The sequence below is a fragment of the Castellaniella denitrificans genome (genome assembly GCF_042653765.1).
Taxonomy (GTDB): Bacteria; Pseudomonadota; Gammaproteobacteria; order Burkholderiales; family Burkholderiaceae_B; genus Castellaniella; species Castellaniella denitrificans.
This window is the reverse complement of record NZ_JBHSEZ010000009.1, coordinates 86,025-98,467: the sequence shown is the minus strand read 5'-3', so window position 1 is coordinate 98,467 and position 12,443 is coordinate 86,025. Positions and strand designations below refer to the sequence as shown.

10 protein-coding genes and 1 pseudogene are annotated in these 12,443 nt (G+C 69.5%); 5 read left to right on the top strand and 6 right to left on the bottom strand.

All coding sequences use genetic code 11. The features are described from left to right. Both ACFO27_RS10940 and ACFO27_RS10935 read left to right on the top strand, forming a co-directional pair. A pseudogene (locus ACFO27_RS10940) lies at nucleotides 1–221 on the top strand (methyl-accepting chemotaxis protein); the annotation flags it as partial. Nucleotides 222–349: 128 nt separating this feature from the next. Next, nucleotides 350–1,501 (top strand): ABC transporter substrate-binding protein, encoded by a 1,152-nt coding sequence (locus tag ACFO27_RS10935; RefSeq protein ID WP_376817367.1) that lies wholly within the window; start codon nucleotides 350–352, stop codon nucleotides 1,499–1,501. A gap of 73 nt (nucleotides 1,502–1,574) precedes the next feature. Here the strand turns inward: ACFO27_RS10935 and ACFO27_RS10930 are convergent, their stop codons facing one another. The 3 genes from ACFO27_RS10930 to mltA all read right to left on the bottom strand — a co-directional run bounded on the left by ACFO27_RS10930 (nucleotide 1,575) and on the right by mltA (nucleotide 5,000). Then, nucleotides 1,575–2,387, bottom strand: coding sequence for a DsbC family protein (locus tag ACFO27_RS10930; RefSeq protein ID WP_323026641.1), 813 nt, complete (start codon nucleotides 2,385–2,387; stop codon nucleotides 1,575–1,577). Between the two features lie 60 nt (nucleotides 2,388–2,447). Continuing rightward, nucleotides 2,448–3,635, bottom strand: coding sequence for an FAD-dependent monooxygenase (locus tag ACFO27_RS10925; protein WP_376817366.1), 1,188 nt, complete (start codon nucleotides 3,633–3,635; stop codon nucleotides 2,448–2,450). 84 nt (nucleotides 3,636–3,719) lie between these two features. Continuing rightward, nucleotides 3,720–5,000 carry a murein transglycosylase A gene (gene mltA / locus ACFO27_RS10920; RefSeq protein WP_376817365.1) on the bottom strand — a complete coding sequence of 427 codons (1,281 nt, stop codon included), beginning with the start codon at nucleotides 4,998–5,000 and terminating at the stop codon, nucleotides 3,720–3,722. Nucleotides 5,001–5,085: 85 nt separating this feature from the next. On the opposite strand from mltA, the gene rpe reads away from it, so the two are divergent. From rpe to trpE, 3 genes are all read left to right on the top strand, one after another. Further along, nucleotides 5,086–5,808 carry a ribulose-phosphate 3-epimerase gene (gene rpe, locus ACFO27_RS10915; RefSeq protein ID WP_376817364.1) on the top strand — a complete coding sequence of 241 codons (723 nt, stop codon included), beginning with the start codon at nucleotides 5,086–5,088 and terminating at the stop codon, nucleotides 5,806–5,808. Nucleotides 5,809–5,942: 134 nt separating this feature from the next. Further along, nucleotides 5,943–6,629 (top strand): phosphoglycolate phosphatase, encoded by a 687-nt coding sequence (locus ACFO27_RS10910; RefSeq protein WP_376817363.1) that lies wholly within the window; start codon nucleotides 5,943–5,945, stop codon nucleotides 6,627–6,629. 182 nt (nucleotides 6,630–6,811) lie between these two features. After that, nucleotides 6,812–8,332, top strand: a complete 1,521-nt coding sequence (gene trpE / locus ACFO27_RS10905; RefSeq protein WP_376817362.1) for an anthranilate synthase component I — start codon at nucleotides 6,812–6,814, stop codon at nucleotides 8,330–8,332. A 22-nt stretch (nucleotides 8,333–8,354) separates the two neighbouring features. Here the strand turns inward: trpE and lldD are convergent, their stop codons facing one another. From lldD to lldP, 3 genes are read right to left on the bottom strand one after another with little or no spacing between them, the layout of a single operon-like run. Further along, nucleotides 8,355–9,491: an FMN-dependent L-lactate dehydrogenase LldD gene (gene lldD, locus ACFO27_RS10900; RefSeq protein ID WP_376817361.1), complete on the bottom strand. Its 1,137-nt coding sequence runs from the start codon at nucleotides 9,489–9,491 to the stop codon at nucleotides 8,355–8,357. Then, entirely contained in the window at nucleotides 9,488–10,252 is a 765-nt protein-coding gene (gene lldR / locus ACFO27_RS10895; RefSeq protein WP_376817360.1) for a transcriptional regulator LldR, read from the bottom strand. The genes lldD and lldR overlap by 4 nt, the downstream gene beginning before the upstream one ends. 17 nt (nucleotides 10,253–10,269) lie before the next feature. Further along, nucleotides 10,270–11,955: an L-lactate permease gene (gene lldP / locus ACFO27_RS10890; RefSeq protein WP_376817359.1), complete on the bottom strand. Its 1,686-nt coding sequence runs from the start codon at nucleotides 11,953–11,955 to the stop codon at nucleotides 10,270–10,272. Nucleotides 11,956–12,443 lie beyond the last annotated feature (488 nt).

Below are 12,443 nucleotides of genomic sequence, written 5' to 3'. Positions count from 1 at the left end.
ACGCGGGCGCGTCCGCGCCGGGCGCCGGCGCCGCGCGTCCCGCCCAGCCGGCGCGCCTGCCCTCGGCGCCGGAGAAGGTCGTCAGCCCGGCGCCGCAGCGGCCCCGCCAAAGCCCGCAGGCCGACGCGCCCGCGCCCCGTGCCGCCGCCAAGCCGGCCTTGCGCGCGCCCGGCAAGCCCGCCCCGGCCTCCGCCGACACCGAGGAGTGGACCGAGTTCTAGAAACGCCCGAAGACCGCCCGGGCCGGCCATCCGGAGCCGGCGGTCTTCCAGTGCTTTTCATTACAATCGTGTGAGATCTGCGCACGGCCCGCAATCGCGGGCCGTGCTTCATTCAGGAGACATCCGCCGTGAACATCCGCATCCCCGGCGCCGCCCTGGCGGCCGCCCTGGCCCTGGCCTTCCCCCTCCACGCCCATGCCCAGGTGAAAGTCGGCGTGGTCGTGTCCGCCACCGGCCCGACGGCCCTGGTCGGCATCCCCCAGAAGAACACGGTGCCGCTGCTGCCGGCCAAGGCGGGCGACCAGGACATCGAATACATCACCCTGGACGACGCCAGCGACCCGACGCAGACCGTCACGGCCTTCAAGAAGCTGATCAGCGAAGCGCACGTCGACGCCCTGATCGGCCCCACCGGATCGCCCAACGCCATGAGCGTGCTGCAGTTCGCCGCCGAATCAGGCACGCCGATGCTGGCTCCCGTGGGCGCGGCCTCGGTGGTGCTGCCCATGACCGACCAGAAGAAGTGGGCCTTCAAGACCACCCAGAACACCGACATCATCGCCCAGGCGCTGGTCCAGGACATGGTCGGGCGCGGCATCAGGACCGTCGGCTTCATCGGCTTCGCCGACGCCTACGGCGACGACTGGTACCAGGTCTTCAGCCGCATGGCCAAGGACAAGGGCCTGGACCTGACCGTGGCCGAACGCTACCAGCGCACCGACAGCTCCGTCACCGGGCAGGCCCTGAAGCTGCTGGCCGCGAAGCCCGACGCCATCCTGATCGCCGGCACGGGCGGCGCCGCCGCCCTGCCGCAGGCCACGCTGGCGCAGCAAGGCTACAAGGGCCGCTTCTACCAGACCCACGGCGCCGCCCTGCCCGCCTTCCTGAAGTTCGCCGGCAAGTCGGCCGAAGGCACCATCCTGGCCGCCAGCCTGATGCTCGTGCTGCCCGAGATCCCCGACAGCAACCCGTCCAAGCCCATCGTCCAGGACTACATCCAGCGCTACCAGGCGATGTACGGCGAAAAGCCGGCCACCTTCGGGGCCAACGTCTACGACGCCGGCCTGCTGCTGCGGCACGCCATTCCCGTCGCCCTGAAATCCGCCAGGCCGGGCACGCCGGAATTCCGCCGCGCCCTGCGCGACGCCCTGGAACAGACGCACGAACTGGTGGCCACCCAGGGGGTCTACAACATGACCCCCGAGGACCACAGCGGCTTCGACCAGCGCGGCCGCGAGCTCATCACCGTCAAGGACGGCGCCTGGACGCTGCTGAAGTGATCGCCATTCGGCGCACGCCCGGCGCCTGAGGAAAAGCCCCCGCGTGTCGCACGACGGGGGCTTTTTTCCGTTTTCAGGACTGCGCGTCGAGTTTTTTCTTCAGCGCCTCCAGCGGCAGCGCGCCGTTGACGCGCGTGCCGTCGGCGAAGAACAGGGCCGGCGTGCCCTGCACGTTCAGCTTGCGCCCCAGGGCCAGATTGTCCTGGATCGGCGTGTCGCATTCGGCCTTGGCCGGGTCCTTGCCGTCCAGCATCCAGGCCTTCCAGGCCTTGGCCGGGTCGGCCGCGCACCAGATGTCGCGCGAGCGGGTGGTCGAATCCGGCGACAGGATCGGGAACAGGAAGGTATAGACCGTCACGTCGTCGACGTCTTCCAGGGTCCGGTGCAGCTGCTTGCAGTAGCCGCAGTTGGGATCCTCGAACACGGCGACCTTGCGCGCGCCGGTGCCCTTCACCTGCTTGATCGCATGGTCCAGCGGCAGGCTGCCGAAGGCCACCTGCTGCAGGGCCTCGAGCCGCTCGGCCGTCAGGTCGCGGCGCGCATGGGCGTCGATCATCGAGCCCTGCAGCACGTAGTCCACCTGGGCGTCGGTGTACAGCAGATCCATCCCGACCTGGACCTCGAAGATCCCGGTCATGGGCGTCACCCGCACGGCATCCACGTGGATCCCGGGAAAGCGCTGCTCGAAGGCGCGGGTGACGGCCTGGGCGGGCGCGGTGGACAGGACCTTGTCCTTCGCGCCGTCGCGCGCGGGCGCGGCCGGTTCGGCCGGCGCGGCTTGATCGGAGGGCGGCCGGGTGCTCAGGACCCGGTCGGCGGACGGCTGCGCCAGGGCGGAGAGGCTGCCGCACAGCAACAGCGCGGCCAGGCTCAGGGAGTATTTCATGGAAAGGACCTCAATGGGAAAACGGGCCGGCGTCCAGGGGCTGTGCGTACCGGACAGGCCCTAGTCGCCGGCGGCCGCCCGGATCAGGCGGCGTTTCAGGAAAGGCAGGCCATCGACGAAGCGCATGCCCTGGTTGCGGACCCAGGCCGTGGGGGCGTTCGAGGCGCCGAACAGCCGGTGCAGGCCGTCGGTGACCAGGCCCATGGCCCAGACGGGTTCGGCCCGGCGGCGGCGATAGCGCGCTAGGATCCGGGGATCGCCCGGCGCGCGATGGGGCTCGCGCGTCCGCAGGACGTCCACCAGATCCCGCACGTCGCCCAGGCCCAGGTTCAGCCCCTGGCCGGCGAGCGGGTGGACCCGGTGCGCGGCGTCGCCCACCAGGGCGACGCCCGGGGCGATCATCGCGCTGCGTTCCAGCGTCAGCGGAAAGCCCTGGGGGCGCGTGCGCAGGCGCAGCGGCCCCAGGCGGTCGCCCGTGATGGCCCGCGCGTGCGCGGAAAAGACAGCCTGCTGGGCGTCGACGTCCAGCGCCAGCCATTCGCGCGCCCGGCCTTCGGGCATCGACCACACCAGGGATGCCTGCGGACCGTCCGCCGTGTCCGGCATGGGCAGCAGGGCGAACACGCTGTCGCCCGTGAACCATTGGCAGGCGCGGTTCTGGTGGGGCAGGCCGATGTCCAGGTGCGCGACCACGCCCATGTCGCCATACGGCGTGTAATGGTGCTCGATGCCGGCCGCCAGCCGCACCGGGGACCGCGCGCCGTCCGCGCCCACCAACAGCGCCGCGTCCAGCGCGCGGCCCTGCCCCGTCGTGACGCGCACGCCCGCGGCGCGGGTTTCCAGGCGCTCGAAGCGGTCCTCGTGCCAGGCGATCCCCATGACCTGGACGGCCTGCTGGAGCGCGCGTTCCATCTCGCCGGACTCGACGATCCAGGCCAGGGTGTCGCGCGCGTCCTGCCAGGCGGACAAGTCCAGGCGGCCGTCGGCGTCGCCCTGGATTTCCATGGCCTCGACGGCGGTGACGCGGCGCATGTCCATCAGCCGCCAGGCGCCCAGGCGATCGAGCAGGTCGCGGCTGGCCGGCGAAATCGCATAGACGCGCGGATGATAGTCGTCCGCCGCGCGCGCGGCCGGGACCTGGCGCGGCCCCAGCAGGGCGGCGGGCAGGCCCGCCCGGGCCAGCCCCAGCGCGCAGGCCAGGCCGGCGATGCCGGTGCCGCAGACGAGTATGGGTTCCTGATTCTTCATCCGGTCATCTTACCGCGCGGCGGCGCGGCGCGCGTTGCGGCAAGCCAAGGAAAACGGGTTTTACGGGCCGGCCGCCAGGACGGCTCAGCGCGCCGACGGCGCCCCGGCCCGCGCGGGCCACAGCAGCCACATCCGGCCGGACTGCTTCATGCGGCCGGCGCGCGCGCCGGCCTCGTCGCCCGTGCCCCAATAGAAGTCGGCCCGGGCCGCGCCCTTGATCGCCGCGCCCGTGTCCTGGGCGAACACCAGCCGCCGCAGCGGTTCCGCGCCGCCCTGGGGCCCGGCTTCCAGGAAGACCGGCGTACCCAGCGGCACATAGGCCGGATCGACCGCGATCGCGCGCCGCGGCAGCAGCGGCACCCCGTAGGCGCCCCGGGGGCCGAGTTCCGGATCGACGATGGGTTCCTCGCGGAAGAACACCATGGCCGGATTCACGTTCAGCAGTTCCGGCACGCGATCGGGGTGCGCGCGCGCCCAGGCCTTGATGTTCTGCATGGACGTCTGCGCCAGCGGCATTTCGCCCTGCCGGGCCAGCCATTGGCCGATGGAGACGTACGGCCGGCCGTTGTGGTCCGCATAGGCCAGCCGCAGCACCCCGCCGTCGGGCAGGACGGCCCGCCCCGATCCCTGGATCTGCAGGAAGAAGACCTCGACCGGATCGTCCGCCCAGACGATCACGGCCGGCTGGCGGGCCGGATCGGACGCGATCTGGGCCCGCGTGTCGTAGGGCACCACCCGGCGGCCGTCGAGCTTGCCGCGTACCCGCTTGCCGGCCAGTTCGGGGTAGACCGACCCCAGGTCGATGGTCAGCAGATCGTCCGGCGTGGCATAGAGCGGCCACTGATAGGCCCCTTCGCGCGTGCGCGACGCCCGGATGAGGGGCTCGTAATAGCCCGTCACCGTGCCGCCGGCGACCTGCCCGGAGGCATCGTCGAGCCGCCAGGGGCGCAGGTGTTCCTGCAGGAACCGGCGCACAGCCGGGCCGCCCGCCTCGGGCCCCAGGCCGGACTGCGCCGCCGCCTGGCAGACCGGCTGCCAGGCCCGGGGCGCCGCGCGCGCCGGCAGCGCCAGCGAACCGGACACGGGCCGCATCAACCCCCGGCAATCGTTCAGCAGCGCCTTCCAGGCATGGGTCAGGTCGTCGCCCGCCCAGCCCGGCAGGCTGTCCCAGGAAACCGCCGTATAGCGTCCCTGCAGGGGCCGCGCGGGGGTTTCCGGCAAGGCGGAGAGCGGCGGGACGACCAGGGGCTGCTCGACCGACACGGGGGCGCCGGATTCGCCGCCGGGGGCGGCTTCCTCGGGCGGCACCGTGGAACAGGCGCTCAGGACGACCAGCGCGGCCGCGGACAACCAATGGATTTTCATCGCCGGATCGGGGGCACCCGGGGGTGCTCTAAAATGAGTGGAATGTAAAGACCGTCATCATGACATATCCGGACCCTCCTTCGCCATGACCGAACTGCCCGCCGCCCGCATCGCCCCCAGCCTGCTGTCCGCCGACTTCGCCCGCCTGGGCGAGGAAGTCGCCAACGTAGTGGCCGCCGGCACCGACTGGATCCACTTCGACGTCATGGACAACCACTACGTCCCGAACCTGACCATGGGGCCCATGGTGTGCGCCGCCCTGCGCCCCCACACCACCGCCCCCATCGACGTGCACCTGATGGTCGAGCCCGTCGACGCGCTCGTGCCCGCCTTCGCCAAGGCCGGCGCCGACATCATCAGCTTCCACCCCGAAGCCTCGCGCCACGTCGACCGCACGCTGGCCCTGATCCGCGACCACGGCTGCCGCGCGGGCCTGGTGTTCAATCCGGCCACGCCGCTGGAATGGCTGGACCACGTCATGGAACGCCTCGACCTGGTCCTGCTGATGTCGGTCAACCCCGGCTTCGGCGGCCAGTCCTTCATCCCGCACACGCTGGACAAGCTCGCCCAGGCCCGCGCCCGGATCGACCGCTGGCGGGCCGAGGGCGGCCAGGCCATCGACCTGGAGGTCGACGGCGGCGTCAAGGCCGACAACATCGCCGACATCCGCGCCGCCGGGGCCGACGCCTTCGTGGCGGGTTCGGCCATCTTCGGCCAGCCGGACTATCCCCGCGTGATCGCCGCCCTGCGCGACGGCATCGCCCGGGGAGACGCCCGGCGCCGCGCGGCCGGCGCCGGGGATTCGTAACAGGCCGCCAAACAGGGCGGCATATTCCCCGCGGTAATGATACGATGACGCCCGCCGACGCCACCCGCCCCGGCGCTCTCATGATTCACCCGGCCGCCGATCCGGTGCGGCCGCTTTCCCCGGCGCGCGACACCATGCAATTTTCCGGAATTCTGTTCGACCTGGATGGCACCCTGCTGGACACCATCCCCGATCTGGCGGACGCCGCCAACGCCATGCGCCAGGACATGGGCCTGGCGCCGATCGCCGAAGACATCATCGCCACCTACGTCGGCAAGGGCGTGGAGCAACTGGTCATCCGCACCCTCGGCCACGAAGGCAGCCCCGCCAGCGTGGACATGGTCATGCGCGGCCTGGCCCGCTACCAGGACCACTACCGCGCCCTGAACGGCCAGCGCAGCCGCCTGTTTCCCGGCGTGCTGGCGGGCCTGCAGGCATTCCGCGAGCAGGGCGCCCGCCTGGCCGTGGTCACCAACAAGGGCACCGAATTCACCGCCCCCCTGCTGCGCCAGATGGGCCTGGACGGCTATTTCGACGCTGTGGTCTGCGGCGACACCTGCGAACGCAAGAAGCCCGATCCCATGCCGCTGTTCCACGCCTGCGACCTGCTGGGCATCGCGCCCGCCCAGGCCCTGTTCATCGGCGACTCGATCAACGACGCCCTGGCCGCCAACGCCGCCGGCATGCGCGTGCTGGCCCTGCCCTACGGCTACAACGAAGGCCGTCCCGTGCAGAGCCTGCCGGTGGATGCTATAGTTGACTCCATCGTCGCGGCCGCTCAATGGGCCGCCGACGCGACCTCGCAAACCGAACACGCATGAACATCATCCGCTATTACCCGATCACCGCCGGCGCCTATTGGCGCTGGTGGTGTTTTTGTTCCGGGTAATGACGGTCACCCGGCGCGCGGGCTTACCCGCGGCGCCCGCCCCACAGCCCGGACCCATGATCGGCCGGGCTGTTTCATTTCTGTCCCGGTCCATATCCCCACCCAGAGACCACCATGACGGAAATCGAATTCAACGCACTGGCCGCCCAAGGCTACAACCGGATTCCGCTGATCGCGGAAACCTACGCCGACCTGGACACGCCCCTGGCGATCTACCTGAAGCTGGCCCACGCGGGGCCGGAGGCCGGGCGCAACAGCTGCCTGCTGGAATCGGTGGTGGGGGGCGAGCGCTTCGGCCGCTATTCCTTCATCGGCCTGCCGGCCAAGACCCTGATCCGCGCCACCGGCACCACCACCGAGGTCGTCACCCGCGGCCAGGTCGTGGAAACCCACGAAGGCGATCCCCTGGCCTTCATCGAATCCTTCCAGCAGCGCTTCCGCGTGGCCCTGCGCCCCGGCATGCCGCGCTTCGCCGGCGGCCTGGCGGGCTATTTCGGCTACGACACCGTGCGCCACATCGAGCCGCGCCTGGGACCCTGCGTCAAGCCGCGCCCGGCCGGCCAGCAGCCGGGCACGCCCGACATCATGCTGCTGCAGATCGACGAACTGGTCATCGTCGACAACCTGGCCGGCCGCACCTACCTGATCGTCTACGCCGACCCCCAGCAGCCGGAAGCCTACGCCCTGGCCCGCCGCCGCCTGAAGGCCCTGCGCGAGAAGCTGCGCACGCCCGTGGTCATCCCCTATGCCTACGCCAGCATGCAGACGCCCACGGAGCGCGACTTCAAGAAGGACGACTACCTGGCCGCCGTGCGCAAGGCCAAGGACTACATCGCCGCCGGCGACCTGATGCAGGTGCAGATCGGCCAGGTGATCGCCAAGCCCTTCCGCGATTCGCCGCTGTCGCTGTACCGGGCGCTGCGGTCCCTGAATCCCTCGCCCTACATGTACTACTGGAACTTCGACACCTTCCACGTCGTGGGCGCCTCGCCGGAGATCCTGGTGCGCCAGGACCGCGAATTCGAGAACGGCCGCGCCCGTGAAATGGTCACCATCCGCCCCCTGGCCGGGACGCGCAAGCGCGGTGCCACCCAGGACGACGACCTGCGCCTGGAACAGGAACTGCTGGCCGATCCGAAGGAACGCGCCGAGCACGTCATGCTCATCGACCTGGCGCGCAACGACATCGGCCGCGTGTCCAAGCCCGGCACGGTCGAAGTCACCGACACCATGGCCATCGAACGCTATTCCCACGTCATGCACCTGGTGTCCAACGTGCGCGGCGAACTGAACGACGGCATGAGCAACATCGACGTGCTGCGCGCGACCTTCCCGGCCGGCACGCTGACCGGCGCGCCCAAGGTCCGCGCCATGGAAATCATCGACGAGCTGGAACCCGTGCGGCGCGGCATCTACGGCGGCGCCGCCGGCTACATGAGCTACGGCGGCGAAATGGACCTGGCCATCGCTATCCGCACCGGCATCGTCCGCGACGGCATGCTGTACGTCCAGGCCGCCGCCGGCATCGTCGCCGATTCGGATCCCGAAAAGGAATGGCAGGAAACCGAGGCCAAGGCCCGCGCCCTGCTGCGCGCCGCGGAACAGGTGCAGTTCGGACTGGACGAGCCCATCTGAAAAGGGAAAGGGCCTGCGCGCGTCAGGCGCGCACCAGCAGGTCCGGGGTGATGTCGGCGATGGTGCGCGCACCGGTCAGCGTCATGGCCACGCGCATTTCCTTTTCGATCAGGTCCAGCAGATTGGCCACGCCCGCCTCGCCGGCCGTCGCCAGGGCATAGAGCCAGGCGCGGCCCAGCAGCACGGTGTCGGCGCCCAGCGCCAACATGCGCACCACGTCCAGGCCGGTGCGCACGCCCGAATCCGCCAGCAGCGTGATCCGGCCCTTGACCGCGTCGGCGATCGCCGGCAGGGCGCGGGCCGTGGACAGCACGCCGTCCAGCTGCCGTCCGCCGTGGTTGGACACCACGATCCCGTCGGCGCCGAAGCGCACGGCGTCGCGCGCGTCGTCCGGGTCCAGGATGCCCTTGATGATCATCGGCCCCTTCCAGAAGTCGCGGATCCACTGCAGGTCCTTCCAGGAGATCGAGGGATCGAAATTGGCCCCCAGCCAGCCGATGTAGTCCTCCAGGCCGGTGGGCTTGCCCAGGTACCTGGACACATTGCCCAGGTCGTGCGGCCGGCCCCGCAGGCCCACGTCCCAGGCCCAGCGCGGGTGCAGGACGGCCTGGACGTAGCGGCGCAGGGCGGCGTACGGGCCGCTCATCCCGGCATGGGCGTCGCGGTAGCGGGCCCCCGGCACCGGCATGTCCACGGTGAACACCAGCGTCGACACCCCGGCCGCCTGGGCGCGCTCCAGCACGCTCTTCATGAAACCCCGGTCCTTCAGGACGTAGAGCTGGAACCACATGGGCCGGCTGATGGCGGGCACGACCTCTTCGATGGGACAGACCGACACCGTGGACATAGTGTAGGGAATGCCCTTGCGGTCCGCCGCCCGCGCCGCCTGGACCTCGCCCCGGCGGGCGTACATCCCGGTCAGGCCCACCGGCGCCAGGGCCACCGGCATGGACAGGGTTTCGCCGAACAGCCGCGTGGACAGGTCCAGTTGCGACATGTCGTTCAGCACCCGCTGGCGCAGCGCCACGCCCGCCAGGTCGCTGACGTTGTGCCGCAGCGTGTATTCGGCGTACGCCCCGCCGTCGCCGTAATGGAACAGAAAGGGAGGCAGGCGGCGCCGGGCGGCTTCGCGGTAATCGGTGGAGGCGGAAATGATCATGATGTCAGTATGAAGGGGGGCAAACGGGAGGAACGGGCGCGCCGCGCCTCGTCTTCGTCGAGCTTGCGCACGCTGCCGTGCACGAACTCCAGGTGCCGCCAGACGGTCGCCCGGGCGGCTTCGGCGTCACCGCGCAGGATGGCTTCCATCAGCGCCTGGTGCTGGGCCGTCAACTGATCCTGGGTATGCTGGATCAGGTACATGCGCTGGCGGTTTTCGGTGACGGTGGACCGCAGCAATTCGAACACGCCGCGCATCATCTGCAGCAGCACCGCATTGTGGGAAGCCTCGGCGATGGCGAGGTGGAACCGGGCGTCGGCCTGCGCCGACAGGTCCGGGTCGCCGCGGCTCTGGAAACGCACCATGTCCTCGAAACGCCGCTGGATCTCCTGGCGATCCCGGGCCGTGGCGCGCAGCGCGGCATGCCAGGCGGTGCCGCCTTCCAGGGCGTGGCGGGCTTCCAGCACGTCGTAGCGATATTCGGGATCGTCGGACACCAGTTCGTCCAGCGGACGCACCAGATGCCGGTCGGGCCAGTCGTCCACGACGGCCTCGCGGGCCTGGACGTAGGTGCCCCCGCCCTGCCGGCTGCGCAGCAGCCCCTGGCTGGCCAGTTGCCGGATGGCCTCGCGGACCGAGGGCCGCGAGGCCCCCAGTTCCTCGGCCAGCCGGCGTTCGGCCGGCAGGCGGTCGCCGGGCTTCAAGCCCTGTTCGTCGATCAGGGCCCGGAGCTGTTCCGCGAGTCGGTCGGAAAGGCGCATGGGTGGCATGGATCCGTTCAGAGCGCCGGGATCATCCAGGGCAGGACGTAGGCCTGCACCGTCGTCATGACGCCGACGATCACGGCAAACAGGAAACTATACTTGACCGTGAAACGCAGCAGGTCGGACTCGCGCCCCACCAGGCCCACCGCCGCGCAGGCGATGGCGATGGATTGCGGCGAAATCATCTTGCCCGTGACCCCGCCGGTGGAATTGGCCGCCACCAGCAACACTTCGGGCACGCCGATCTGGTGCGCCGTGGCCGCCTGCAGGGCCGCGAACAGGGCGTTGGACGACGTGTCCGATCCCGTCAGGAACACGCCCAGCCAGCCCAGGAACGGCGAGAAGAACGTGAAGGCATGGCCCGAATACGACAGGGCCAGGGCCAGCGTCACGGACAGGCCGGAATAATTGGCGACGAAGGCGAACGCCAGCACCATGCCGATCGTATAGACCGGAATGGCCAGTTCCTTCAGGGTCTCGCCCAACACGCACGCCGCCGCGGACGGCTTCAGCCGCGCCGCCAGGATCGTGATCAGGGCCGCGATCAGGATGGCCGTCCCCGTGGCCGAGAACCAGTCGAACTTGTAGACGGCGGCATAGGCGGCGGCCTGCTCCACGATGGGCGGCATTTTCTGCACCAGCCCGTCGAGCCAGGGCACGGACACGCTGGCGATCCAGCCGTGCAGCGGCCCGTCGGCCAGGAACAGGTGCTTGAAGGGCGGAATCGACCAGATCGTCACCATCGCGGTCAGCACGATGAACGGCGACCAGGCGCGCAGGACCTCGCCCGTCGTGAACACGCGGCCCGAAGGCCGGGCCCCGGGGGCGTCGTGCGACAGGTGCTCGGTGCCCTCGCCCGTCGCGGAGAAGCGGAAGATGGACGCCGGCCGCCACACGCGCAGGAAGGCGGACAGGGCCACCAGCGCCACCAGCGCCGAGGTGATGTCCGGCAGTTCCGGGCCGATGAAATTCGAGGTCAGGTACTGCGTGACGGCGAAGCTGCCGCCCGCCACGACCACCGCCGGCCAGGTTTCCTTCACGCCGCGCCAGCCGTCCATGATCGCCATGATGACGAACAGCACGATCATGGTCAGGAACGGCAGTTGGCGGCCCGCCATCTCGCCGATGGCGAAAGCCGGGATGCCGGTCACCTGGCCGGCCACGATGATGGGGATCCCCATGGCGCCGAAGGCCACCGGCGCCGTGTTGGCCACCAGGCACAGGCCGGCGGCGTACAGGGGACGGAAGCCCAGCCCCACCAGCAGCGCCGCCGTGATGGCCACGGGCGCGCCAAAGCCGGCCGCGCCTTCCAGGAAGGAGCCGAAGGCGAAGCCCACCAGCAGCATCTGCAGCCGCTGGTCGGCCGTGAGCGACAGCACCGATTCGCGGATCGTGTCGAACTGGCCGGTCCTGACGGCGATCTTGTACAGGAAGACCGCGCCGATGATGATCCAGGCGATCGGCCACAGGCCGTAGAAGAAACCATAGACGGCCGAGGCCAGCGCCTGGCCGGCGGGCATGCCGTAGAAGAACAGCGCCACGGCCAGGGCCGCCAGCACCGTCAGGGTGCCGGCCAGCCAGCCCTTGAGGCGCAGCACGGTCAGCGACAGGAAGAACAGCAGGATGGGAAGGCAGGCGACCAGCGCGGACAGCCAGATGTTGCCGGCGGGGTCGTAATTCTGTTGCCAGATGGCGGGCATTCCAGGGAACTCCAAGAGGGTGGTGCGCGGCATGCCCGCCGAGCCTGACCAAGCGCCCAGAATGGCCTTACCAATTAGATGATTTCCGAATTCGTTGGCGGATTATAAAAATCCGCTTTTCAAGTGGTCAATCCAAACTGAAGTAGGTATTTACCCTTATTTATTCCTGTAAATCTATATTTATCATTATTTATCAAATAGATATATTAATCACGATTTTCATACGGCGGTTGAACAGTACCAAGAAAACCAATAAATGGTATGACCAATAAACCGGTATTTACCCCGCTCGACAGCGCACGCGCCGCACAGTAGAATGTTCGCCATGATTTCACACGCGACCGTGCACGCTTCGTTCTGGTGGCGCTCCTCCTAGGGGCGGCATCCTCATGCGTGATTCATCGCACCTTGCCGCCGTTCTGGCAGGCATAGGTCTTCGTGAATCTATCTCCGGTGCGGCGGCTCCTGACTCCAAGGAAGACCATGTC